The sequence below is a fragment of the Coprococcus sp. AM97-35 genome, from assembly GCF_027697525.1.
GTDB classification, from domain to species: domain Bacteria; phylum Bacillota; class Clostridia; order Lachnospirales; family Lachnospiraceae; genus Allocoprococcus; species Allocoprococcus comes.
Map to the genome: position 1 here is coordinate 36,364 of NZ_JAQESL010000005.1, position 24,067 is coordinate 60,430.

The window sequence follows — 24,067 nt, forward strand, 5'->3', positions numbered from 1 at the left end:
TAACGCCTCCGAAAATTTTCCTATAACATTTTTTAGTCAAATTTCTCTGTTATATCATCACAAAATGCCGGGCAACATTTTGTACTGTCCGGCATTTTTCTATCCTGTAGCAATTTATTTTCCAATCTCTTCTCTAGTCTCTTTAAAACATTTGATAATGAAATCAATATCTTCTTTTGTATGGCTCGCGCATACCTGTGTGCGGATTCTTGCTTTTCCTTTCGGTACAACCGGATAAGAAAATGCAACCACATATACCCCTTTTTCCATCATTTTCTTTGCATATTCTCCGGCAAGTCTTTCATCATAAAGCATAACCGGTACACATGGATGGGTTCCTTCGATGATATCAAATCCATTTTCTACCAGCTGCTTGCGGTAGTATGCGGTTACTTCTTCCAGATGGTCACGAAGCTCGGTGCTTTCTTCCAGCATATTGAACATCTCAATACTTGCTCCTGCGATTGCCGGTGCAAGAGAGTTGGAGAACAGGTACGGACGGCTTCTCTGACGAAGCAGATCGACGATCTCTTTTCTTCCTGATGTATATCCACCGGAAGCCCCACCGAGTGCTTTTCCGAGTGTTCCTGTAATGATATCCACTCTTCCTTCTACGCCACAGTATTCGGAAGTTCCTCTGCCGTGTGCTCCTACAAATCCAACTGCATGGCTGTCATCCACCATAACCAGTGCGTTGTATTTATCAGCAAGATCGCAGACACCTTTTAAGTTACAGATGATTCCATCCATTGAAAATACACCGTCTGTAGCGATCAGTTTGACTCTTGCTCCTGCTGCATCTGCAGCCTGAAGCTGTGCTTCCAGATCTTCCATGTTATTATTTTTATAGCGGTATCTTTTTGCCTTACAAAGACGAACTCCGTCAATGATGGAAGCATGGTTCAGTTCATCACTGATCACTGCATCCTCTGCAGTCAGGATAGTTTCAAAAAGTCCACCATTTGCATCAAAGCAGGAAGAATATAAAATCGTATCATCTGTTCCCAGAAATCCGGAAATCTTCTTTTCCAGTTTTTTGTGGATGTCCTGTGTTCCACAGATAAATCTGACAGAAGCAACCCCATATCCTTTTTCATCATAAGTTTTCTTCGCTGCATCGATCAGTCTCTGATTGTCCCCAAGTCCAAGATAGTTATTGGCACACATATTAAGAAGCTCTCTTCCGTCTTCCATTACAACCTTTGCGCCCTGCGGAGATACGAACGGTGCTTCCCCTTTGAAAAGACCATCTGCTTTGATCTGTTCTACTTCTTTTGTATAAATACTTAAAATATCATTTTTTCTTGCCATTTTATTCTCTCCTTCTTCTGCTTTTCCTAATCGTTAATATGTGCCCAGTCAAGGATCACCTTTCCTGACTGTCCTGAGATCATTGCCTCAAATCCTTTTTCATAATCGCGGATATCAAAATGGTGTGTGATGATCGGTGAAATATCAAGTCCCGCCTGGATCATCGTAGACATCTTGTACCAGGTATCCCATACTTTTCTTCCATAAATTCCGCGGATATTCAGCCCATTGAAGATCACTGTCTCAAGATCTACGGTTGCATCCTGTCTCTGCAATCCGAGAAGTGCGATCTTTCCACCATGTTTCATGTTATGGATCATATCAGAAAGTCCCGGCTGGCTTCCGGACATTTCAAGTCCGATATCAAAGCCTTCTGTCATTCCGATCTCATGCATCACATCCGTCAGTTTTTCCTGTGTCAGATTAACGCATCTGGTCGCACCCATTTTTGCTGCCAGATCCAGACGGTACTGGTTCATATCCGTGATTACCACATGTCTTGCTCCTGCAAATTTTGCGATCGCCGCTGCCATGATCCCAATCGGCCCTGCACCTGTGATCAGCACATCTTCACCAAGCATGTCGTAAGATAATGCAGTATGGGTTGCATTTCCAAATGGATCAAAGATCGCATATAATTCTTCATCAATTGCCGGATTGCACGGCCATACATTTGAAGCGGGAATAACCAGATATTCTGCAAACGCACCGTTCCGGTTTACCCCAACACCTTTGGCATCTTTACAGTTCTCTTTATGCCCTTCCAGACAGTTTCTGCATTTTCCACAAGTGATATGTCCTTCACCGGATACCAGATCGCCCACCTTGAATCCCTGTACACCTGTACCGACTTCTACAACTTCCCCGACATATTCATGTCCTGCGGTCAGTCCGATCGGAATAGTATGCTGTGCCCATTCATTCCACTGGTAAATATGTACATCAGTACCACAGATTGCATTTTTATGGATCTTGATCTTTACGTCATTTGGTCCTACTTCCGGAATCTGTACTCTTTTCAGCCAGAGTCCCTGTTCCGGTTTTTCCTTTACTAACGCCCACATTTTATTATCATTCATCTTCATTACCTCCGCATGACACATATGTCCGTTTAACGCGGACTTTTTATTGCTTTTGTTTTTCTATACTTAGGATACCCTATTTTTCTTCTCTTTTCAATCTATTTTCCGTGATACACAAACATTTTACATGTTCATGTTTTTGTAGCGGATACAAGCACATGTGTCTTTCTATTGCAAGCACATTTATTATATATATACAAAAACAGACAGATAAATCTGTCTGTTTTTCACAATGCCCTACTGTCGATTTTCACAATTTCGTTCTGTTTATAACAATCTTTTTTCTTTCTGATGTACCCTTTTTCTCACAAAATAGAAGCACACGACCTGAAGTACAATGGTAATGATCCATGACACCGGATAGGATACAAAAAGTACGGATAAAGATCTGTGGTTCGGAAAAATTCCAAATACCCACACAATTCTTGTTCCCACCGTTCCGATCACTGAAAGCACCATCGGGACTGCTGAATATCCCATTCCACGAAGCGCACCCGGAAACAAATCCATGATCCCACACAGGAAATAAGTGATCGATGTATACGCCAGGATTTCCATTCCGCAGTTGATAACCTTTGGATCTGAAGTATAAACTGTCAGAATCTGCGGTCCGAAGCTATAGGCAAGACCACCAAGCACTGCCGCGATCGATATAGACAGAATCGCACAGTCACGCAGCACCTTATCCATTCGTTTCAGCTTACCCACACCATAATTCTGACTGGTAAAACTCATACATGCCTGGGTGATCGAATTCACTGACATATAAAGGAACCCAAGTATATTGTTCGCTGCTGTATAGCCTGCCATCGCAATCGATCCAAATGAATTAACCGAAGACTGCAACAGTGCATTGGACAAATTGATGACCGTACTCTGGATTCCCGCCGGAACTCCCACCTGGAAAATCTGTTCCATGTAGGCACCATTGATCTTCAGTTTGGAGAAACGAAGCTGATAACTTCCTTCCGACCGGTACAGACAGGTCAGTACCAGCACACAGGAAATCAGCTGTGAAATAATTGTTCCAATTGCAACCCCGGCAACTCCCATATGAAAAAGAATAACCAGTGTCATGTTCAGCGCGGCATTTGCAATTCCGGAAATGATCAGGAAGATCAATGGCCTTTTTGTATCACCGATCGCCCTTAAAATGGCTGCCCCATAGTTATATAACATAAAAAATGGCATTCCCATAAAATAGATCCGCATATATAAGGCAGACTGCCCGATTACATCATCCGGCGTTCCCATAATTTCAAGTGCCCACTTTGCAAGAAGCACCCCGATAACTGCCATCATAATTCCACTGATCAGCGCAAGTGTGATCGAAGTATGTACTGTTTCCGACATCTCCCGGTCTTTGCCCGCTGCATAAAATCTGGCTGCAAGAACATTGGCACCAAGTGAAATTCCGATAAACAGGTTCGTAAACACATTGATCAGTGCTGTTGTGGAGCCGACTGCGGCAAGTGCCTGACTCCCGGAGAATCTTCCTACCACGATGATATCCACTGCATTAAACGCAAGCTGCAGAATTCCGGAAACCATAAGTGGCAGTGAAAAAGAGATCAGCTTGTCCATGATGGAGCCGTTGCACATATCAATTTCAAACCTATTTTTTTTCACATTATTCACCCAGCCCTTCATCAAATGTAAGTCTCATCTGATTCCAGACCACGTTTCCATGTACTGATTCTGAGACACCTTCATTTTTGAATCCAAACCTGGCATAATAAGATATCAGCCGGTCCTTGCAGGTAAGGACAAGTCCCTTTCTTCCCTGCTCTTTTGCATCTGTAATCGCTCTTTTGATCAATTCTCCTGCATATCCATGTTTCCGGTAAGACGGCAGCGTATTTACACCAAAAATCATCTGCCAGTCACCTTTTTCATCATGCATTTCCGCTTTTTCATACATTTCGTCTGTCAGATCTTCCTGATTTGTCACCATACCGTCCACGAAGGCGATCAACTTCTCTTCTTCAAACATCAGCCAGAAATGATCTTTATAAAAAGTAAGTCTCTTTTCAAATTCTTCTTCTGTTGCCGCTTCTGCTGCCGGGAAACACTCTGCCTCCACACGGGCAATTTCTTTCAGATCACTCATATCTGCTGTTCTTATTCTCATCTTTACTCTCCCTCTTTTCCTAATATTTTCAGCATTTTTTCTACATTTTCGCTGGTCCATGCCGGAAATTCCAGTACCGCATCCGGGATATCCTGCCTTCCGGAATCCGGGTTGTGGAACCAGATACATTTCATACCGGCTGCTCTGGCAGCTCCTCCACCGTTAGTCGAATCCTCTACTACCAGACAGTCCTCCGGCTCCATTCCCAGTTTCTCTGCCGTTACAAGGAAAGTATCCGGTGCCGGTTTTGGATGCTCTACATAATCTCCACTCATGACCACTGTAAAATATTTCTCCATATCCAGAGACTTTAATGCATCTTTGATCGCATAAGCCGGAGAGGAAGACGCTACTGCAAGCAGATATCCTTCGTCTTTTAACTGCTTCAATGCTTCTTTGATTCCCGGCATCTCCGGAAATCCTTCTGCCTCTGTAATCTGCGCTTTTTTCTCTTTCATGAGCGCATTCATCTTATCCACATCATCAAAAACCGGCCCATAATTCTCATTGATCAAATCCATGAAGAATCCACGAGTAGAACCGATACACGGAAGGTAGACCTCATAGTCAAGATCGATTCCGTTCTTCTCTTTTAAAATTTCCTTCCAGCAACGATAGTGTAATGGTTCTGTGTTGATCAGAACACCGTCCATATCAAAAATAACTGCTTTCATATCTTTTTAGCCTCGATTAAATGATTTAAATTTTCTTTTCATTCTTATTTTGAATGACGTTTTTAAAGATGTCAAGACAGAGAAGCTAAAAAGAATGTGCCTTGACACATTCTCGCGCCGAGCGCAGTCGCTTGCGACATTCTTCATCTTCGTGCGAGTGCGCATCTCCGGCACGCAGTGCCTTTTGTTTCATAGGAAGTTCCTCCGGAATTTCCTATGAAATAAAAAGAGAGCGACTGTACGATTCAAAAAACGCACAGGCACTCTCTTTGGCTTTTATGGATTTTTCTTAAGGTCTCTGTCCCATTCCACCTTCTAAGGTGATCGTCTCTCCGTTCATATATTTGAAATCCGGTGATGCAAGCTGTACGCATGCACGTCCGATTTCTTTTTCTACATCTCCGTAATGTCCAGCCGGCGGCATCTTTACATTTGCCTTAAATGCTTCCGGATAAGCTTTCTGAAAATTCTCAAGCTGTGCTGTCCATGCGAGCGGGCATACGATATTGACATTGATTCCGTCTGGTCCCCACTCTGTTGCAGCGACTCTGGAAAGTCCACGAATCCCTTCTTTTGCCGCTGCATATGCGCACTGCCCGTAATTTCCGAAAAGTCCGGCGCCTGAAGCAAAATTGATAACAGATCCCTTTGTCTCTTTCAGGTACGGATAGCATGCCTGCATATAATAGAATACCGCATATACGCCGGAATACATTGCCAGATTGAACTGGTCTGTTGTATGATCTGCGATCGTAACACCGGATGCGGATGCCTGTGCATTATTGATCAGGACATCAATTCTTCCGAATGTGTCGATTGCCTGCTTTACTACGTTCTGTACTGTTGCTTCATTATCAGCCCCCGCGCTGACATCAGCCTGTACAGGTAATACTTTGATACCATAGAGTCTCTCCAGTTCTTCTTTGGCATCTTCGAGTTTCTTTACATTACGTCCGGTAATTACCAGATTCGCTCCTTCTTTTGCGTAAGCTGTTGCGATTCCATATCCAATAGATCCACAGCTTCCATCACTTAATACGGCTCTTCCGCCGCCTGTGATAATTGCAGTCTTTCCTGTTAAAAATCCCATAATCAGTTTCTCCTTCCTGCTATCCTTCAACTAGCATACGATTATAATAGCAGAGTTCAGGTCGGAATTCAATACGGAATTGCGTCTATTTTCTGACAATATAGTTATTTTTTTAATTATCGCAAATACAGTTAGAATACAAAAACCTCATTGGACAAGGGTAGTTTATTATATATTTACAACATATATAATAGTGCATTGCAGATGCATGCAGCGATATTGCTGCCACCTTTTCTGCCTCTTGCCACGATATATGGTGTGTCTTTCAGTGAAAGGATTAACTCTTTAGACTGGACGACATTTACGAATCCTACAGGAACTCCGATGACAAGTTCCGGGGTTAATTTGCCATCCTGGATCAGTTCATAGAGTCTTACAAGGGCTGTCGGGGCATTTCCGATGGCAAAGATGATTTTTTTATCAAGGGCGGCTGCTTTTTCCATGCTTGCCACGGCACGCGTGGTTCCGTTCTTTTTGGCAGTTTCTGCTACATCTTCATCGGACATGAAGCAAAGAACTTCGCCTCCGTATTCTGCAAGCTTCCGTTTGTTGATACCTGCTTTTCCCATCTGGGTATCGGTTACAATGACTGCACCATTCCGGATGGCATCCAGCGCTTTTTCTACTGCACCTTCTGAAAACATCAGGTTCTTGGCATAATCAAAATCTGCGCTTGTATGGATACAGCGTTTGACGATCGGTTCTGTTCCTGGGATCAGATGCGTATCTCCCAGTTCTTCTGTTATGATCTCAAAACTGCGTTTTTCTATTTCTGCAGGTTTTACATTTTCCAGTTCTATCTTCACTTGGTATCTCCTCCTTTGATCGTCACACCGATCCCGCATACTACCCGGTCTACCTGATCTGAATTTGCCGCAAGTACGGTACAGATCCTTCCGGTCAGTTCCCTGTATCTGCGCTCAAATGCGTCTATCGGAACCAGGCCATAGCCGATCTCCTGTGTCACAATTACAATATCCGGACACTTTTTTGTTAGTTTCGATGCGAAATCAATTGCTTCTTTTTCCGACCAGTTTTCTTTTTTTATCATGCTCTGGATATATTTTTCAAAATGAAAGACTCCTTCTGCCGCAAAAATATTATCTCCTTCACATAGTTCCCCATCCGTCCAATGAATGTATGGGTTCTGCTTTTTTGCGTACGCAAGCTTCCCCTGGTATGCACCGCCGATTATCATTTTCATTTTTTTATATCTTTCCTTTCATCCGGAATTCCGTACACAACTTCTGTCACCAGATCTGCCATCTCTCCCATCCGAAGATTTACGTTTCCGAGAAGCTTCAGATATTTTTCCATCTCCGGATTGTCTGTCATACTGTCTGAAAACACTTCATTTGTAACAACTACCAGATCATCACTGGCCTTTTGCAGCTTATGGATTCCTGCCAGAATGGACTCTTCTGCATTTTCACCTGCTCCTGACGGATCGTACATTTCATTTGCCACAAGATTGGACATACATTCCAGAAGAACACTTCCTGTCTCTTTTGTCTGCAGGACTTCCGCAGCTTTTTTAAGATCCGTATAGCATTCGATCGTTTCAAACCCTTTGCCTGCACGAAGTCTTCTGTGACGTGCAATTTTCTCTTCCGTTTCCTTCCCGAAAGGCATCATAGTTGCTATATAGTAGCGTTTTTTGTTTCTTTTTGAATGGCTGGCATACTCCATAAGCTTCTGCTCTGCATATTCGGATTTGCCACTTCCACTGCCACCTGTGATCAGATGAAACATTCTGCTGCATTTCCCTTCTCGATAATCTCATATATTTTCTTCATATCCATATTCTCACGAACTGCATTTGCAAGAATCTGATACTGCTTCTCTTTGTAAGCATGGTAGTCCATGGAGTGCATGGCTTCCTCGCCGTATCCTTTTTCTTTCAGAAGTGCCCCGATCAGTGCATCCGCTACTTCCCGGTCATCAAAAATCCCATGTACATAGCAGCCGTACACATTCTTCTTCTGCGCTCCGTCCCACCGGCTCTCATCTGTCACCTGATCACAGATCTGTACCAGCATCTTATGATCTGCAGCATCTTTATCTGAAAAAATAGTTTCCCCCATATGGATCTCATATCCATCCAGCTTTGCACCGGACATTGCTTTTAAGATTCCGGTAACTTCTCCGAACTTTCCGGTAACACGGGTTCTTCTCTTGGTATTTTCAAATACAGTAACGGCAGGAAGCAGCCCCATCGCTTTTATGGTTCCACCACGTTCTACCCCTTCCGGATCACAGATCTCTTCTCCCAGCATCTGGTAACCGCCACAGATACCAAATACCGGTTTCCCTGATGAGGCATGGCGCAGCACTTTCCCTTCCAGTCCGCTCTGACGAAGCCACAACAGGTCTTCCATCGTATTTTTACTTCCCGGCAAAATTACCAGATCCGGATTCCCGAAATCTCCTGCCTTTGACACATACCGGAGAGAAACTTCTTCCCTGCATTCCAGTACTGCAAAATCTGTGAAATTAGAAATACGCGGCAGGCGGATCACTGCAATATCCAGAAGTGCCGCCTTTTCTTTCCGGTCAAACCTTTCTGACAGACTATCCTCATCATCAATATCCGCATAAATATATGGCATCACGCCACATACCGGTATCTTTGTCCGATCCTCCAACATCCTGATACCTGGCTCCAGAATTTTTACATCCCCACGGAACTTATTGATCACCGTACCTTTGATTCTTGCCCGCTCTTTTTCTTCCAGCAACATAACCGTTCCGACGATCTGCGCAAACACACCACCACGGTCAATGTCTCCTACAAGAAGAACCGGTGCATCCACCAGCTCAGCAAGTCCCATGTTGACAATATCATTCTGCTTAAGGTTTATTTCTGCCGGACTTCCCGCACCTTCTATGACAATCACATCATACTTTTCATCCAGTTTATGATAAGCTTCTAAAATAGCCGGAATATATTCTTTCTTTTTACGGAAGTATTCCATCGCCGGCATGACTCCCGCAACTTCTCCGTTTACAATTACCTGACTTCCTACATCGGAGGTCGGTTTCAAAAGAATCGGGTTCATATAAACTTCCGGCTGGATCATGGCAGCTTCTGCCTGCATGACCTGTGCGCGTCCCATTTCCAGACCATCTGCCGTGATAAAAGAATTGAGTGCCATGTTCTGTGACTTAAATGGTGCAACCCTGATTCCATCTTCCTTTAAAACACGACAGAGCCCTCCCGCAAGAAGGCTCTTTCCAACATTTGACATGGTTCCCTGAATCATAATCGACTTTGCCATATTAAAATTCTCCCTGACCTGCATAGAGGATTTCTCCCAGCGCATCGATCAGCTTCTGGTTGTCTCCTCTCTGCCGCATACAAACACGATAATATCCTTCTCCGAGACCTTTGTAATTGCTGCAATCCCGAATCAGGATCTTCTGTTTTTTCAGTTTCTCATATAAATTTATACCGCTTCGCATCAGAATGAAATTGGCATCTGACGGATAATGGGTAATTCCCAGCTTGTTCAGTTCATTTTCCATCCAGATTCTTTCACGGTTCGTAAAATCACAGGTCCGTTTCACACGCATCCCCTCTTTTAAAGATGCCATGCCTGCCACCTGTGCCGGTATCGATACACTCCATGGCTGTCTGGACTGTTCCATCTTCTCCAGAAATTCCATATCCGAAGTAACGGCATACCCGATACGGATTCCCGGAATCGCGTGCATCTTAGTCAGTGAACGGAGGATAAATAAAGTTCTCCATCTCTTGGTATCCGCAAGAATGGATGCCGTAGCTGCATTTTCCGCAAAATCAATAAAACATTCATCCAGCACCATCCGGATTCCGTAAGTCTCACATCTGGCAAGAATCTTCCAGAGCATGCTCCGGTCGATCAGCTTTCCGGTCGGATTATCCGGTGAACATAAAAATACCATATCGATATCTTCATTCAGAAGATCCAGAAAATCTTCTTCCAGCTGAAACCCAGTCGCTTCTCTTTTCTTATAATAACAGATCTCGCACCCGGTCGCACGCAGTGCCTGTTCGTATTCCGCAAATGCAGGAACCGGTATCAGCGCCTTCCTTGGGCAGTCCGCAAGCACTGCCGTAAAAATCAGATCCGCCGCCCCATTTCCACAGATAATATGCTCAGCCGGAACTTCCAGTCTTTTCGCCAGAGCACTTTTCAGTTTCCTGCAGCTGGCATCCGGATAATTTCCAATCTGGTCCATTGACTTTCTTGCCGCTTCCACTACAGCTCTTCCAGGTCCGAACGGATTCAGATTCACGGAAAAATCTGTCATTCCTTTGTGTGTATAAATATCTCCACCATGTACATATTCCATAACCTTTTATTCCCCTTACACCAGTATCATACAATATTTCAGTAATCCAAAGACAAGAAGTGTCAGAAGTGCTGCTCCGTCCATCAGATTTCCGGCTCTTAAAATATCTTTCGGCTCGATAGGACGCACATCATCTCCAATTGTCTCTTTCGGATATAATTTTCCAAAATAATAGGCATCTCCGGCAAGCTGCACCTGAAGTGCACCTGCACATACCGCTTCTGTCTGTGCGGAATTCGGGCTGGCATGCTTTCGCCTGTCTCTTTTCCAGACTGCCCACGCCCTTTTATAATCCATCCTGAAGATCCATGCACTTGCGATCATCAGAAGTGCTGATATCCTGGACGGAATATAATTCCATACATCATCCATTTTAGCCGCAAACCGACCAAAATGTAAATACTTTTCATTCTTATATCCTATCATAGAATCCATTGTATTAACAGCCTTATAAAAAAATCCAAGTGGTGCCCCACCGATCAACATAAAAATGAGCGGTGCGATCACTCCGTCTGATGTATTTTCGGCTACCGTTTCTACCGCTGCCTTTGTCACTCCGGCCTCAGAAAGATTTCCGGTATCCCGCCCTACGATCATCGATACCGCATGTCTTGCCCCCTCCAGGTTATGGTTTACGAGCTGTACATAAACCTTCCGGCTTTCATCTTTCAGGCACTTTCCGGCAAGAAGCTGATAACACCAGAAGGTTTCCAGTGCAAATCGAAGCCAGAAGCTGACCTTTCCGGCAAGATACAAAAGTCCCCACGGAATTCCGACGGATACCATAACCACACCAAACCACAGAATCCCCCCTGCGATTCTCTCTTTTCTTTCCTCATTTTTGCAAAATCCGCGCAACCATTTTTCCAGCCTCGAAATCCACTTTCCAATGATCCGCACCGGATGATAGAGCCATACCGGATCTCCGAAAACCGCATCCAATGCCATTCCTGCTATACATGCCATCAAAGAACTCATATCTCCTCAATCTCCTCAAACTGTCTGTTTCCCTGCTGCCATTTTTCTTCCTCAATTTGAAAATGAAAACCTTTTCCGTTTTTCACCTGCCAGTGGTAAAATTCTTTCTTTTCCGGATCAAATGCTTCCATCACCGACATGATCGTTCCCCCATGAACCACAAAGGCAATCTTCTTCCTTTTTCCCTTTATCATCTTTTCCATCATCTCTTCAAATCCGCAAACACATCGTTTCCGGAACTCCATCGGATCTTCTCCTCCCGGAAATGCCTTTGTACCTCCAGAATCAATCCAGCTCTGATACTTTGGATTCCCAGTCAGCTCCTGATAATTCTTCCCCTCAAAAAGCCCAAAATCGCATTCCCTCATCTTATCACAGACAACCTGCTCCGCTCCCGGGAAAAGAATCTCTGCCGTCTGCCTGCACCTCCTGAGCGGACTGACAATCACAAGCTCCGGCTCCCACTTCGCACGTCCATTTTTCTTCCCGTATCGTCTGTTTTCTTCTTTTTTCAGAATATACTCCGGAACGCACTCTGTTTTTATTTCTTCATCCGTCACCCCTATATACCGTTTTTCCAAATTCCCTTCCGTCGCAAAATGCCGAATCAGTCTGACTTCCATCTTCTATATGTCTCCTCTTCCTTTCCCTGCTTTTTCATTGGATTCCCTGCACAATCAATCCCCCGACTAATAATGCCAGCTCACAAATCTGCAGAAAGTATCCCGCCAGATCCCCGGTAACGCCTCCAAACTGTTTCCTGCTCATCCGGTAATAATATCCAAATACTGCTCCTGCAATTATAAGAAGTACCACCATACCAACCGGCGAGCAGATATACAAATATCCTGCCACCAGGATCAGGTATACGATCATTGTGAACCTTACTGCCTTTTTCTGTGCTCCGTCCTGGAAAGTCTTCACAAGACCACTTCCTCTTGCTGCCGGAAATGTCATTACAGCAAGCCCACTGAGCGCTCTTGAAATTACATATCCTGCTGCTACTACAGGAATCATCTCCGTCCGGATTTCACTCCATACGCCAAGGCTTCCGGTAAAATAACAGCAGATTCCGATGACCGCAAAAGCACCGTTATGCGAATCTTTCAGGATTTCCAGTTTCTTTTCTTTATCTCCCCAGGATCCAAGTGCGTCCATCGTATCCATAAATCCATCCAGATGGATTCCTCCACTTACAAAAACTGGTATCAATGTCATGACCGCAGCAAACATCAATCTTCCACTGTGTACTTTTGAAAAAATATTTCCATCAAGAAACATTCCTGCCAGATAAATGATTGCTCCGGTCACAACACCGATCAGCGGAAAAAAACACATCGTATATTTCATATTTTCCTTGTTCCACTCAATGCGCGGCATCGGTATTTTGGAATACATAGAAAACGCAATGATCATCGGTTCTAAAAACTTCATCTTTCTTCCTTCCCATCCAGTACTTCATACTGCTCTACGTGAATATCATCAAAAGTTCCCATTTTGCGGTACACCTGAAGTCCCATCTCAAGAAGCGGCATCGCTGCCACTGCTCCTGTTCCTTCCCCCAGACACATACCACATGTGAGAAATGGTTTTTTTTCTAAAGCATCTAAAATCTTTCTTGACGCAGGTTCATCAGACAAATGGGATGGTAAAATATATCCTGCACATTCCGGAACCATCCGTACCGCCACAAGTGCAGCCACTGCAGAAATAAAGCCATCTATCAGCACCGGAATCCGGTAGATCGCCCCACCAAGATATACACCTGCAAGTCCTGCTATGTCAAGTCCTCCAACCTTGGAAAGTACATCGATCGCATCTGTCTTATCCGGCTGCATCCGCTCAACCGCTTCCCGGATGACCTGTACCTTCTTTCGCAGACCTTTTTTCGTCAGACCTGCCCCCTTTCCTGTCATGACCTTCGGATCCTCTCCAAGCAATACAGAGGCAACCGCACTGCTGGTCGTTGTATTTCCAATCCCCATTTCACCTGTCGCAAGAATTTCGTATCCCGCTTCGGCACACTTCTTTACCATCTGAATTCCAACTTCTATCGCCTCAACTGCCTCTTCTCTTGTCATCGCCGCTTCTTTTGCAAAATTGTGTGTGCCATACATCACTTTGTATTCTTTCTTTGTCACAGACGGCACATCTGTTGCCATTCCTACATCCACCGGGAAAAGATCTACCTTTGCCTCTTCTGCCATGATGCAGACGCTTGTCTCTCCTCTTGTAAAATTATCCGCCACGATTGCCGTTACTTCCTGACCGGTCTGTGTCACGCCTTCTTCTACCACACCGTTGTCCGCGCACATAATGATCAGCCCGCGCTTTCGCAGTTCAAAATCTGAAGTCCCCTTAATCCCGGCAATCTGGATCACCGCATCCTCCAGACTTCCCAGGCTAAACAGCGGCTTCCCTACCGTCATCCAGTGAGCCCGCGCCTCTTCCATTGCATTTTCATCAAGTGGTTTTATTTTCTCTTTCCATCTGGTCTCTTCCATCTGTAAGTCTAATCTCCTGTCTTTTCGATTTGTCTTTGTCAGCTTTTTACTTGCTTCTGTAGGTTCTACACGCTTCTACAAAGCGTTTGGCCACTTTGGGGTTGGAATAAAAGTATAAATGCGGAAATCCCGCAAACAGATTCCCCTTCATATGAACAGCCTGCCATTTTCTCACACCATCCGGCTTTACGGCAAGTGTATCCTCTCCGTTTTCCGTAGAATCCCAATAATGGAACTCATGCGCCCGGATCTTCTCTCCCTTTTTCATATACACTCCGTTCATTTCCGCAGTCAGCTCAATGTATCCGAATCTGGTAAGTCGCCCTTTTTTGATCCCTTTTCCCGGAAGTGCCCCCACCATCGGATAGTGCTTTCCATCTTCCCCTTCCAGCTCTTCTGTCAAATATAAAAATCCTCCACATTCCGCAATACATGGAATTCCATTTTCAATCTGCTTTCTTACATCTTTTCGCATAGCTCTGTTTTCTGCCAGATGTTTCGCACAAAGTTCCGGATATCCACCACCAAATAAAAGTCCGTCTAAATGTTCCGGAAGCCTTGTATCCTCCAAAGGACTAAACGGAATAATCTCACATCCAAGCTCTTTTAAAAGCTCCATATTATCCTTATAATAGAAACAAAAGGCCAAGTCACGCGCTACGCCGATACGCACTTTTCGTCCGGCTGCTTCCTGTTTTGCCTTCACCGGATGATACTCCATTTCTTTTGCTTCCCAGGCAATTTTCAGCACCGATTCCATATCAAGTGTCTCTGTCAGAATCTCTGCTGCCCGGTCAATCTGTTTTCCCAGGTTCCCTATTTCCTCCGGAAGCATCAGTCCCAGATGCCGACTCTCCAGATGAAAAGCATCCTCCTCCGGCACATAACCAACCACCTGAACCTGGAATCCCATTGTCTGCAATCCCTCTTCGATCATCTTCTTCATCTTCGGATACAGCATCGGGGAAATCCGGTTCAGAATGATTCCCCGGATATTACTGTCATTCCGGTATTCAATCATTCCCTTCAATACTGCCAGGATTGTCGATGCCATACCTCTTGCCGGAACAACCAGGATTACCGGAAGTCCCAGGGTTCTCGCAACGTCATAAGTACTTGCCTGATCCGAATCCAGACTGATCCCGTCATAGTACCCCATCACACCTTCTGTCACCACAAGCTCCGCGCCTTCCGCATGATGCATAAACCGCTCTTTCAAGCGCTCCCGGTCACAAAAATACAGATCCAGGTTCTCGGAATCAATTCCCAGCACCTCCCGGTGAAACATAGGATCAATATAATCCGGTCCGCATTTGCAGGCGCGTACCTTCTTTCCGGCATTTTTAAATGCTTTCATCATTGCCATTGTCACCGCTGTCTTTCCACTCCCACTGGCAGATGCCGCGATTACAATTCCGGGAATTTTCATTCTGTATCTCCTCCGTCTGAAATAATATAAATCGGATTTAACCCGGTCATCATGTGATATCTTCCAAGTTTCTTTGACTTTGCCACATTCAGTTGTATGATTTCCGGATCTGCAAGCAGTCCTTCCTCCATCGCCTCCATCGCTTCCTTCACGGTTTCCAGCGAAATTGCATTGATCACGATACGGACGTCCGGATTTTTTTTCTTTATGCACTGAATAATTTCTTTTAACTGTCCTGTACTGCCTCCGATAAAAGCATGGGTCGGCATTTCCAGTGCTTCCAGTGCTTCCGGTGCAACTCCTTCTATAACCTGAATCTGGTCTGCCCGGAATTTCTGCATATTCTTCCTGATCAGTTCTGCACCCTCCGGATTCTTCTCTATTGCATAAACGCGGAGATTCTCTCCCTGAAGAGCAGCCTCTATAGACACTGAACCGGTTCCGGCCCCCACATCATATATTACTGCATTCTTTGTAAGCTTCAATTTTGCAATGCTGACTGTCCGCACTTCCTCCTTCGTCATCGGAACACTTCCACGGATCAGCTCCTCATCTGCAAGATGAATTCCTGTTCTCTTTTCCGGCTTTGGATTCTCGATCAGAATAGTGGTAAGATCACCAAAATCTTCTGCCAGAAGCTCGTTTCCTTTTTTGATTACAATCTCTTCATCCGGATAAGACAAATGATTTCCAACCGAAACGGTTACTTGTTCCAGATGGTAATATTTCAGTTTTTCGCAGATCTCTTTTCCCGCACTTTTTCCAAGGATCAGAAATGTCTTTTCATGGTTTGCAACTACATGGATAAAATTCTGACTTCTTCCATGCATGCTGAGAATCTTCGCATCCTCCCAGCTTTTTCCAAGCTTTGCCGCAAGATAGATTACAGATGAAATCCCCGGAAAAATCTGTACTTCATATCCGTCTTTTTTCAGAATATCCGCCAGCTTTTTTGCCCCGCTGTAAAATCCGGTATCCCCGGAAAACAGCACCGTACATCTGGTCTTTTCCTCCTGCTCATCTAGGATTGCTCTGATTTTTTCCGGCAGATACTCTGCATAGCAGCATTTCTTTTTTTCCCGGAATCCTTCCAGCATCCGCGTAGCTCCGATCAGCACATCACTTTCCGCAATGATCTTTCTGACCTCTTCCGTAAGCGTTCCTTTGCTTCCCATCCCGATCCCGGCAAGATTTACCTGGCATTTTCGGTTTTCCACAGTTATTCCTCCAATCGATAGCCTCTCGGTGTCACCATTTTCCCATCCACATTTCTCGTCTGGCTGTTGCCGATATAAACGGTTGTAAACATATCGACCTCCGTATCCTTCAGCTCAGAAAGTGTCAGAATATGTGCATCTTCGCCTTCACGTCCGATGTTCCGCACATAACCGCAGACTGTATCCGGGCTCTGGTACTCCAGGATATACTCGCATGCCTTTTTCAGGTAATCTGCCCGTTTCCGGCTGGACGGATTATACAGACAGATCACAAAATCCGCCATCGCAGCTCCGCGGATCCTCTTTTCAATCTTCTCCCACGGTGTCAGAAGATCACTCAGACTGATCACTGCAAAATCATGCATCAGAGGTGCACCAAGAACTGCCGCACCGCCATTTGCCGCCGTGATCCCCGGCACGACCTCCAGCTCCACCTCCGGGTAGCCCTGTCCCATCTCATAGAGCAGACCTGCCATTCCGTAAATTCCGGCATCCCCACTGCATACCATAGCTACCGTTCTTCCTTTCATCGCCTCATCCATTGCCATCTCACAGCGGATCACTTCCTGCCGCATTGGTGTGGAAAGATACTTTTTATCCGGAAACCTTTCCCGTATCAGTCCCGTATATACGGTATACCCGATAATAACCTCACTTTTTTCCAGTGCCGTGGACGCCTGGTATGTCATTTCTTTCTCAGCACCCGGTCCAAGACCGATTACATAGACTTTTCCAATTTTACACATTTCCTGCACCTTCTTTTCCTTTGCCCTGCCTGAACTCTGTTGTAAACTCCGGATGATATAGAAGTGACCGTTCATACTCTCCGCCAAGAACCTCACCAACCACGATCAGTGCTGTCTTTGTAATTCCATTCTCCTTTGCTGTCACCGCAAGATCTTTCACCTTACATCTGCACACCTTTTCATCCTCCCAGGTTGCCTTGTAAACGATCGCTGCCGGAGTCTCCGGCTGATAACCGCCTTCGATCAGACGCTTCGACAGTTCTTCCAGCATCCCGGTACTTAAAAAGATTACCATCGTTGCCTGGTGCGCAGCGAAGCTTTCAATGGATTCTTTTTCCGGAACCGGTGTTCTTCCTGCCATCCGTGTGATCACCACAGACTGTGAAATCCCAGGAAGAGTATATTCTGCATTCAGTGCAGATGCCGCTCCGCAAAAGGAGCTGACTCCCGGGCACACTTTATAAGAAATATTCTCCTTTTCCAGCAGATCCATCTGCTCTTTGATCGCACCATACAGACACGGATCACCCGTATGCAGCCGGACAACTTTTTTTCCCTGCTTCTCTCCGGAAATCATCACTTCCGTCACTTCTTCCAGCGTCATCTTCGCACTGTTGTAGATCTGACAGTCCTTCTGACATACGGTAAGAAGCTCCGGATTTACCAGTGAACCGGCATACACCACTATATCTGCTTCCTCCAAAAGCTTCTGCCCCCGTACTGTGATCAAATCCACAGCACCGCTTCCTGCTCCAACAAAATGAATCATTTTTCTTTCTCCTTTGCTATTACAATTGAAAAATATCCCGCATCTTCCGGTATTTCTTCTGTGCGTTTGTAAATTTTTTCTCCATCCATTCCGCAGTTCATGACCATTTTCGCCTGCTGTCCTTCCTCTTTCAGAACAGCTTTGACCTGCGCCATCTTTTTCCCGGTCTTCATAAGAACCTTCGTCCCCGGAAGCTTCAACTTTTCTTCAATTCCATAGGACACCGGAAAAACATGCAGCTCCTGCCGGTTCTCCACAAGCGAGATCTCCAGCCTTGCTGCCGCAGCACAAAAAGACGGAATCCCGGAAAAGATCTCCCCCTGATATCCCATCTTTTTCAGTCTTTTATAAATATAAATTCCTGTCGAATACACGGTCGGATCTCCAATCGTCAGAAAAACCAGATTCTTTCCTTTCTCCAGAAGCTCTGACGCCTTTCTTGCACCCGCATCGTGTATCTCTTTCAGTAGCTTTTTTTCCTTGATCATTGGCATAGGAAGATACAGCCGCAGCTTCTTTTTCGTCTCCGGCTCTGCCTCACACGCAATCCTATATGCCAGACATTCTTTTGCAAATGTCTCTTCTTCCCCCTCTTCCAGTTCCGGTTTCTTTAACTCCGGACTGCCAATTGGAAGTACCAATACCTGACACGCTTTAATCGCACGAATTGTCTTTATCGTCATCAGTTCCGGATCTCCCGGACCTACACCCGCAAGGTCAAATCTTCCTGCCATTTTTTTGTCATACCTTTCTACCTATCCGATCTTTTCCCTCAGTTTGTCCACAAGAGATGTCTTCCCAAGAATCCCGAGCTCATCCGAAAACATCAGCGCCCCGACCTTCATCTTCTCGCCTGCACGCTTCGCCAAATGATACTCGATCTTCTCCATCACGGTCCGCATCGTCTCTTCCAAAAGTCCTCTTTCTTCCAGAATGTCCAATGCTTCCTTCGTCGTAAAACACTTCATCAGAGCACAGACTGTCTCACGGTCTGCCCCTGCCATTGCCGCATGGACGGCAAGCACTTCCATTCTTGCATCTGCCTGTCTGGAATGGGTATTCATTACACCTGCCGCGATCTTGACCAGCTTTCCGATATGTCCTACAAGCAGCAGTCCGTCCATCTTCAGCCGCACGCCGTCATCAATCGCATCCCCGATATAATTGCTGCATTTCACCGCAAGCTCCTGGTCATACCCAAGTGTCTGCCTTAAAAAATCATTTCCATAATTTCCCGGTGTCAGATAACAATACCGGTGACCTTCATCACGAAGCATCTTCATTTCCAGGAAAATAGTCTGCGTCAGTGCCTGTTCACTCATCGGTTCTACGATTCCTGATGTTCCGAGTACCGAAATCCCACCTTCGATCCCAAGTCTTGGATTAAACGTTTTCTTCGCGATCTCCACGCCCTGCGGAACATAGATCAGAACGTCCGCGCCACCATCCCAGTCATATTTCTCAATCTGGCTTTGCACCGCTTCCCGGATCATCTGCCGCGGAACCTTATTGATCGCCGCTTCCCCTGCTTCCTGCTCCAGCACCTTCCGGGTGAACCGCCCTACTCCGATCCCACCATCTAAGGTCATTCCTTTTTCCCTTTTTTTCGTGACCTTGGCGTAAACGAAGATCCCGTTCGTCACATCCGGGTCATCTCCGCTGTCCTTCTGAATGGCACAGCTGACAGATTCATTTTCTCTTTGGATCTTTTCTACTTCCAGATACAGTTCGATCCCTTTCGGCGTCATAAGAGATACCTGGCGGATTTCCTCCCCGGAAAAGAGCATTGCCGCTGCCGCCTTTGCTGCTGCCGCAGCACAGCTTCCTGTTGTATATCCACACCGCAGTTCTTTTTGATTTTTCCACACGACCTGCATCTTGTCCATTTCCATTTCATCTCCTTAGTATTCGATGCCTTTCCTTGCCCGGATTCCTTTTTCAAAAGGATGCCGTACCATCTTTACTTCCGAAATATAATCTGCCAGCTCCAGAACCTCATCTGACGGATCCCGTCCGGTCAGAACCACTTCCAGATTGTCCGGTCTGTCTTTTAAGAACTGCACCGCCTCTTTATTCGGGATCAGTCCATACCGGTATGCCGCCATAAATTCATCAATCACAAGCATATCATAATCCCCTGTACTGATTTTCCCCAGGATCGTATTCCACAGCCTGCCATACATCTCTCGGACTTCTTCCTGTTCCTTTTCGGAAAGTGTCTTAAAAAATCCATAGCTTTTTTCCAGATGAAGTACCTCGATCTCCGGGATCCGATCCAGGATCTTCAATTCTCCCGAAAATTCATTTTTTAAAAAACGGGCAAACAGAACCCGCATACCACTTCCAGCTGCGCGAACTGCAAGCCCCGTTGCCGCCGTCGTCTTTCCTTTTCCATCTCCACAGTAAATGTGCAAAAGTCTATTTTTCATATGATTCCAGCTTTCCCATTTCTTCTGCAAATACAAGCAGTTCTTTCATCTTCCGGTTGGTTGTTCCAATCACAATTCCTGCATTTATCACCTTTTTACACTGCCTAATCATCTGCTTTGCCCGTTCAAATGCACGGTCGCTTACCGGTTCAAATGGCTCTTCTTCGATTACGCTGACCGCCAGATGTTCTGCCAGATGATAGTCAATATCATTAGTATACAGGATTCCTGCCGAAAATGGAATCTTTGCTTTCTGAAGGTTCCGGTAAACAGGGATTCCACTGCCTCCGGAAGAGATCACAAATACTTCTGCCTCTCCCTCCGCCTTTGCAAGCTCCACACTTCCGAACACAGGATCAAAATGCCCGTTGTCGATCTCATAAAGTTTCTGGATAAAATCTTCTTTAAAAATCGCCTCCGGCTCTCCATAACCGAAAATTGTATCTCCTTTAACGCACAGGATCTTATCCGAGATCTTCTGCGCCAGATCGATCTCATGAAGTGACATAATGACCGTGATCTGCTTTTCTTTCGCCATATTTTTCAAAATAGTAAGCAACTCCAGCTTATAACGGATATCCAGAAAAGAAGTGGGTTCATCCAGGATCAGTACCTCCGGTTCCTGGCAGATCGCTCTTGCCAGAAGGATCCGCTGTCTCTGCCCGTCACTGATCGCCTCAAAACTTTTTTCTGCGTATTCTGTTGCATGGACAATTTCCAGTGCTTCCTGTGTCTTTTTCTCATCTCCTCGCGTTAATATCCCGAGCCGTCCTGTATAAGGATACCGCCCTGCTGCTACGACCTCATAGCAGGTCATCAGCTCCGGCTTTGCCCGCTGTGTCAGTACCACTGCCATCTGCGTTGCAAGCTCTTTGTAAGATAAGTCTTTCAGATTCTTTTCACCGATCGTCACCTTACCTCCAATGAGCGTAAGCTGCTTGGTAATACTTTTTAAAATCGTAGATTTCCCGGAACCGTTTGGTCCGATCAGTGTCAATATCTCACCTTTTTTAATCTCTGTACAGATATCATGGATCAGTACATTTCCATGATATCCGACAGAAAGATCTTTCATCTGAAAATAGTTCTCACTCATATTTATTTCCCTTTTCTTCCTTTTATCATCATGAAAATTACGATCGGTGCACCAAAGATCGAAGTCACAGTACTGATATTCAGCTCCAGTGGTGCAAATGCCATACGCGCGATCAGATCACATCCCATACAGAACACCGCCCCGCCAAGGAATGTTGCCGGTATCACAACCAGCGGTTTTGCCGTCCCGAGAAGATGCTTGATCAAGTACGGAACTGCGATTCCAACGAATGAAACCGGTCCTGCAAATGCGGTCACACATGCGGAAAATACACTGGAAAGCAGAATCAGAAGCACACGGAACACACGAATATTGACCCCCATACTCTGCGCATACATTTCTCCCAGCTGATACGCTCCGATCGGCTTTGACAGGAAAAAGGTAAGGATCAGTGTGATTCCTACCATAAGCGCTGCTACCTTTACATTGCTCCAGCTCATACCGGAAAAGCTTCCCTGTGACCAGCCATGCAGATTCACGATATCTGAATCCTCCGCAAAAGTCACTACAAAATCAGTTACTGCCGAGCAGATATAACCGATCATGATTCCGCCCACCAGAAGAGTTGCCATATTCCGGATTTTTCTTGCAAGAAGCAGGATAAATCCAATTGAAAGCATAGATCCGATAAATGCTGCAATGATCAGTATATAAGATGATACCAAAGTGTAATATTTTAAAAAGATGATCATCGCCAGAGCGACCATCATCTTTGCACCCGAAGAAATCCCCAGTACATACGGTCCTGCGATCGGGTTGGAAAAAAATGTCTGCAATAAAAATCCGGAAAGGGCAAGTGCCCCTCCCAGAATCCCCGCCATCAGGACACGCGGAAGACGGATTTTCCAGATAATATTCATCTGCACCTGTGTTCCTTTTTTCAGAAACAGGATCCGTAAAATCTCAGGAACCGAGATCTGTACATTTCCGGTATTGATGTTCAGCACTACGATCATGCAAAAAAATGCTGCCAGCACCGCAAAGACTCCCATATATCTTGTATTCCTTTTCCAGTTATTTTTCATTCCTGCCTGTCCCATTTTCTTCTCCGTTTTCTATTTTACATGGTATAAAAATGTCATCTTGCTTTCATCGCCGCCTGTCAGCATCAGATTCATATCCGTGATCAGTTCCCCAACGATATCGGTTGCCTGATACAGATATTTACCGGTACACCATACATTTCCTTCTTTGACTGCTTTGAAATCAGAAAAAAGTGCATCTTTTTCTTCCAGATCTTTTACACTGTTGATTGGATTATCGATACTTGAATTATAAATCAGATAATCTGCATCCGCCGCCTGTGCGTAAAACTCTTCCATTGTAAGTTTTACTGCTGAAGTATTACTGTCATCGCCAGTCAGATCATCGAATACATATCTTCCACCGGAAAGTTCGATCATTTTCGGAATATAATCATCACTTCTTCTTACTACCACCGTTCCGTCACTGCTTACATAGAAAAATGCAACTGTCTTCTCGGTATTCTTAAAATCTTTGAGCGCATCGACATTTTCCACCTGCTTTTCAAAAAATGCATCCGCTGCATCTTCTTTATTCAGCATTGCTGCATAAAGTTTGATCCATTCAGTTCTTCCTAGAGGATGCGATTCATAGCTGGACCGGTCGATCATCACCGGGATATCCAGAGATTCGATCATCTCCTGTACCTTCGGTGTGTGAAGGATCATGGTCGATTCGATGGCAAGATCACAGTCTTCGTCTACCAGCATCTCATAATCCGGTTCACTGTATTTCCCTGCAAATTTCATTTTCCCGTCATCCATCGCTTTGACTGCATTTTCAATATACCATCCGGAAGCCTGGGTACCTGTCATTGTGATATTATACAGAGAATCGATCGCATTAAAAAGTGCCATTGCAGATGTCGCCGCAAGATAAATATGATCCAGCGGCTGCTGAAGGATCACGTAATCCTCCTCGGCTCCATCCGGCACATCCTGATTTTCCGGGACGACCAGAAATTTTGCATCGTCTTTGATATCGATCATCTTATAGCCGTCTTTGTAGTAATATACCTGAAAACCTTCGGCATATTCCAGATCCATCGCGGATTCATAAGTGAGTCCGTCAATCTCCGGACCTTTTTTTTCTTTGGCACTTTCTTTCGTACTGCTGCTTTCTGTTTTTTTTGTATCTTTTGTATTCTTTTTCGTCTGCCCGCATCCGGTCAGTGCTGCCGTCCCAAGCAGCACTGTACTCAAAAGAATGCACCCCAGACGCATCGTTCTCTTTTTCATTTTCTACCTCTGTAT

The 24,067-nt window shown here is 45.2% G+C and carries 25 protein-coding genes; all 25 read right to left on the minus strand.

Features of this window, described 5'->3' with window-relative positions:
- Positions 1-114: 114 nt before the first annotated feature.
- Complete coding sequence (locus PG840_RS06285) at positions 115-1,311, minus strand: glycine C-acetyltransferase (RefSeq protein ID WP_270205359.1); 1,197 nt, start codon at positions 1,309-1,311, stop codon at positions 115-117.
- A 26-nt stretch (positions 1,312-1,337) separates the two neighbouring features.
- Positions 1,338-2,390 carry an L-threonine 3-dehydrogenase gene (gene tdh, locus PG840_RS06290; protein WP_173689988.1) on the minus strand — a complete coding sequence of 351 codons (1,053 nt, stop codon included), beginning with the start codon at positions 2,388-2,390 and terminating at the stop codon, positions 1,338-1,340.
- Between the two features lie 270 nt (positions 2,391-2,660).
- Positions 2,661-4,043 (minus strand): MATE family efflux transporter, encoded by a 1,383-nt coding sequence (locus PG840_RS06295; RefSeq protein ID WP_181974485.1) that lies wholly within the window; start codon positions 4,041-4,043, stop codon positions 2,661-2,663.
- Positions 4,024-4,524, minus strand: coding sequence for a GNAT family N-acetyltransferase (locus tag PG840_RS06300; protein ID WP_117555816.1), 501 nt, complete (start codon positions 4,522-4,524; stop codon positions 4,024-4,026). The genes PG840_RS06295 and PG840_RS06300 overlap by 20 nt, the downstream gene beginning before the upstream one ends.
- 2 nt (positions 4,525-4,526) lie before the next feature.
- Positions 4,527-5,198 (minus strand): HAD family hydrolase, encoded by a 672-nt coding sequence (locus tag PG840_RS06305; protein ID WP_008371759.1) that lies wholly within the window; start codon positions 5,196-5,198, stop codon positions 4,527-4,529.
- 289 nt (positions 5,199-5,487) lie between these two features.
- Positions 5,488-6,288 carry an SDR family NAD(P)-dependent oxidoreductase gene (locus tag PG840_RS06310; RefSeq protein ID WP_044998928.1) on the minus strand — a complete coding sequence of 267 codons (801 nt, stop codon included), beginning with the start codon at positions 6,286-6,288 and terminating at the stop codon, positions 5,488-5,490.
- A 176-nt stretch (positions 6,289-6,464) separates the two neighbouring features.
- Positions 6,465-7,094, minus strand: coding sequence for a precorrin-8X methylmutase (locus tag PG840_RS06315; RefSeq protein ID WP_117555814.1), 630 nt, complete (start codon positions 7,092-7,094; stop codon positions 6,465-6,467).
- A complete protein-coding gene (locus PG840_RS06320) occupies positions 7,091-7,492 on the minus strand; it encodes a bifunctional adenosylcobinamide kinase/adenosylcobinamide-phosphate guanylyltransferase (RefSeq protein WP_117822896.1) in 402 nt (133 codons plus the stop codon). Before PG840_RS06320 ends, PG840_RS06315 begins: the two co-directional genes overlap by 4 nt.
- Positions 7,489-8,040, minus strand: a complete 552-nt coding sequence (locus PG840_RS06325; RefSeq protein ID WP_270205358.1) for a bifunctional adenosylcobinamide kinase/adenosylcobinamide-phosphate guanylyltransferase — start codon at positions 8,038-8,040, stop codon at positions 7,489-7,491. Before PG840_RS06325 ends, PG840_RS06320 begins: the two co-directional genes overlap by 4 nt.
- Positions 8,028-9,566, minus strand: coding sequence for a cobyric acid synthase (locus tag PG840_RS06330; RefSeq protein ID WP_117823032.1), 1,539 nt, complete (start codon positions 9,564-9,566; stop codon positions 8,028-8,030). The genes PG840_RS06325 and PG840_RS06330 overlap by 13 nt, the downstream gene beginning before the upstream one ends.
- A gap of 1 nt (position 9,567) precedes the next feature.
- Positions 9,568-10,623, minus strand: a complete 1,056-nt coding sequence (locus tag PG840_RS06335; RefSeq protein ID WP_117555808.1) for a pyridoxal phosphate-dependent aminotransferase — start codon at positions 10,621-10,623, stop codon at positions 9,568-9,570.
- A 15-nt stretch (positions 10,624-10,638) separates the two neighbouring features.
- The gene (cbiB, locus tag PG840_RS06340) at positions 10,639-11,601 is read right to left on the minus strand and encodes an adenosylcobinamide-phosphate synthase CbiB (RefSeq protein ID WP_270205357.1); all 963 of its coding nucleotides are present in this window, start codon (positions 11,599-11,601) and stop codon (positions 10,639-10,641) included.
- The gene (locus tag PG840_RS06345) at positions 11,598-12,224 is read right to left on the minus strand and encodes a histidine phosphatase family protein (protein ID WP_117822890.1); all 627 of its coding nucleotides are present in this window, start codon (positions 12,222-12,224) and stop codon (positions 11,598-11,600) included. The genes cbiB and PG840_RS06345 overlap by 4 nt, the downstream gene beginning before the upstream one ends.
- Positions 12,225-12,258: 34 nt before the next feature.
- Positions 12,259-13,035 (minus strand): adenosylcobinamide-GDP ribazoletransferase, encoded by a 777-nt coding sequence (locus tag PG840_RS06350; protein ID WP_270205356.1) that lies wholly within the window; start codon positions 13,033-13,035, stop codon positions 12,259-12,261.
- Positions 13,032-14,105, minus strand: a complete 1,074-nt coding sequence (cobT, locus tag PG840_RS06355; RefSeq protein ID WP_117834379.1) for a nicotinate-nucleotide--dimethylbenzimidazole phosphoribosyltransferase — start codon at positions 14,103-14,105, stop codon at positions 13,032-13,034. The genes PG840_RS06350 and cobT overlap by 4 nt, the downstream gene beginning before the upstream one ends.
- 46 nt (positions 14,106-14,151) lie before the next feature.
- A complete protein-coding gene (locus tag PG840_RS06360; protein WP_117822884.1) occupies positions 14,152-15,534 on the minus strand; it encodes a cobyrinate a,c-diamide synthase in 1,383 nt (460 codons plus the stop codon).
- A complete protein-coding gene (gene cbiE, locus PG840_RS06365; RefSeq protein WP_243034340.1) occupies positions 15,531-16,751 on the minus strand; it encodes a precorrin-6y C5,15-methyltransferase (decarboxylating) subunit CbiE in 1,221 nt (406 codons plus the stop codon). Before cbiE ends, PG840_RS06360 begins: the two co-directional genes overlap by 4 nt.
- A 2-nt stretch (positions 16,752-16,753) precedes the next feature.
- On the minus strand, positions 16,754-17,488 hold the full coding sequence (gene cobJ, locus PG840_RS06370) for a precorrin-3B C(17)-methyltransferase (RefSeq protein ID WP_044998960.1): 735 nt from the start codon (positions 17,486-17,488) through the stop codon (positions 16,754-16,756).
- A 1-nt stretch (position 17,489) separates the two neighbouring features.
- Positions 17,490-18,266 carry a precorrin-4 C(11)-methyltransferase gene (cobM, locus tag PG840_RS06375; RefSeq protein WP_117555796.1) on the minus strand — a complete coding sequence of 259 codons (777 nt, stop codon included), beginning with the start codon at positions 18,264-18,266 and terminating at the stop codon, positions 17,490-17,492.
- Positions 18,263-19,000: a precorrin-2 C(20)-methyltransferase gene (locus tag PG840_RS06380; protein WP_118217529.1), complete on the minus strand. Its 738-nt coding sequence runs from the start codon at positions 18,998-19,000 to the stop codon at positions 18,263-18,265. Before PG840_RS06380 ends, cobM begins: the two co-directional genes overlap by 4 nt.
- 21 nt (positions 19,001-19,021) lie before the next feature.
- Positions 19,022-20,158 carry a cobalt-precorrin-5B (C(1))-methyltransferase CbiD gene (gene cbiD / locus PG840_RS06385; RefSeq protein WP_270205355.1) on the minus strand — a complete coding sequence of 379 codons (1,137 nt, stop codon included), beginning with the start codon at positions 20,156-20,158 and terminating at the stop codon, positions 19,022-19,024.
- 9 nt (positions 20,159-20,167) lie between these two features.
- Positions 20,168-20,695 (minus strand): cob(I)yrinic acid a,c-diamide adenosyltransferase, encoded by a 528-nt coding sequence (locus PG840_RS06390; RefSeq protein WP_118217531.1) that lies wholly within the window; start codon positions 20,693-20,695, stop codon positions 20,168-20,170.
- Complete coding sequence (locus PG840_RS06395; protein ID WP_270205354.1) at positions 20,685-21,791, minus strand: ABC transporter ATP-binding protein; 1,107 nt, start codon at positions 21,789-21,791, stop codon at positions 20,685-20,687. The genes PG840_RS06390 and PG840_RS06395 overlap by 11 nt, the downstream gene beginning before the upstream one ends.
- A gap of 2 nt (positions 21,792-21,793) precedes the next feature.
- Positions 21,794-22,831, minus strand: a complete 1,038-nt coding sequence (locus tag PG840_RS06400; RefSeq protein WP_173825591.1) for a FecCD family ABC transporter permease — start codon at positions 22,829-22,831, stop codon at positions 21,794-21,796.
- Positions 22,832-22,846: 15 nt separating this feature from the next.
- Positions 22,847-24,052 carry an ABC transporter substrate-binding protein gene (locus PG840_RS06405; RefSeq protein ID WP_270613433.1) on the minus strand — a complete coding sequence of 402 codons (1,206 nt, stop codon included), beginning with the start codon at positions 24,050-24,052 and terminating at the stop codon, positions 22,847-22,849.
- Positions 24,053-24,067: the final 15 nt, after the last annotated feature.

Bases quoted from the DNA above. Each gene is read 5' to 3' on its own strand.
- PG840_RS06400 (WP_173825591.1), bottom strand. From the start codon at position 22,831: ATGGGACAGGCAGGAATGAAAAATAACTGGAAAAGGAATACAAGATAT.
- PG840_RS06335 (WP_117555808.1), bottom strand. From the start codon at position 10,623: ATGGAATATGTACATGGTGGAGATATTTATACACACAAAGGAATGACA.
- cbiB (WP_270205357.1), bottom strand. From the start codon at position 11,601: ATGAGTTCTTTGATGGCATGTATAGCAGGAATGGCATTGGATGCGGTT.
- cbiD (WP_270205355.1), bottom strand. From the start codon at position 20,158: ATGGAAATGGACAAGATGCAGGTCGTGTGGAAAAATCAAAAAGAACTG.
- cobT (WP_117834379.1), bottom strand. From the start codon at position 14,105: ATGGAAGAGACCAGATGGAAAGAGAAAATAAAACCACTTGATGAAAAT.
- PG840_RS06285 (WP_270205359.1), bottom strand. From the start codon at position 1,311: ATGGCAAGAAAAAATGATATTTTAAGTATTTATACAAAAGAAGTAGAA.
- PG840_RS06390 (WP_118217531.1), bottom strand. From the start codon at position 20,695: ATGAAAAATAGACTTTTGCACATTTACTGTGGAGATGGAAAAGGAAAG.
- PG840_RS06345 (WP_117822890.1), bottom strand. From the start codon at position 12,224: ATGGAAGTCAGACTGATTCGGCATTTTGCGACGGAAGGGAATTTGGAA.
- PG840_RS06405 (WP_270613433.1), bottom strand. From the start codon at position 24,052: ATGAAAAAGAGAACGATGCGTCTGGGGTGCATTCTTTTGAGTACAGTG.
- PG840_RS06350 (WP_270205356.1), bottom strand. From the start codon at position 13,035: ATGAAGTTTTTAGAACCGATGATCATTGCGTTTTCTATGTATTCCAAA.
- PG840_RS06395 (WP_270205354.1), bottom strand. From the start codon at position 21,791: ATGAGTGAGAACTATTTTCAGATGAAAGATCTTTCTGTCGGATATCAT.
- PG840_RS06305 (WP_008371759.1), bottom strand. From the start codon at position 5,198: ATGAAAGCAGTTATTTTTGATATGGACGGTGTTCTGATCAACACAGAA.
- PG840_RS06360 (WP_117822884.1), bottom strand. From the start codon at position 15,534: ATGAAAATTCCCGGAATTGTAATCGCGGCATCTGCCAGTGGGAGTGGA.
- PG840_RS06330 (WP_117823032.1), bottom strand. From the start codon at position 9,566: ATGGCAAAGTCGATTATGATTCAGGGAACCATGTCAAATGTTGGAAAG.
- PG840_RS06380 (WP_118217529.1), bottom strand. From the start codon at position 19,000: ATGGCAGGAAGATTTGACCTTGCGGGTGTAGGTCCGGGAGATCCGGAA.
- PG840_RS06325 (WP_270205358.1), bottom strand. From the start codon at position 8,040: ATGTTTCATCTGATCACAGGTGGCAGTGGAAGTGGCAAATCCGAATAT.
- tdh (WP_173689988.1), bottom strand. From the start codon at position 2,390: ATGAATGATAATAAAATGTGGGCGTTAGTAAAGGAAAAACCGGAACAG.
- PG840_RS06295 (WP_181974485.1), bottom strand. From the start codon at position 4,043: ATGAAGGGCTGGGTGAATAATGTGAAAAAAAATAGGTTTGAAATTGAT.
- PG840_RS06320 (WP_117822896.1), bottom strand. From the start codon at position 7,492: ATGAAAATGATAATCGGCGGTGCATACCAGGGGAAGCTTGCGTACGCA.
- cobM (WP_117555796.1), bottom strand. From the start codon at position 18,266: ATGATTCATTTTGTTGGAGCAGGAAGCGGTGCTGTGGATTTGATCACA.
- PG840_RS06310 (WP_044998928.1), bottom strand. From the start codon at position 6,288: ATGGGATTTTTAACAGGAAAGACTGCAATTATCACAGGCGGCGGAAGA.
- PG840_RS06300 (WP_117555816.1), bottom strand. From the start codon at position 4,524: ATGAGAATAAGAACAGCAGATATGAGTGATCTGAAAGAAATTGCCCGT.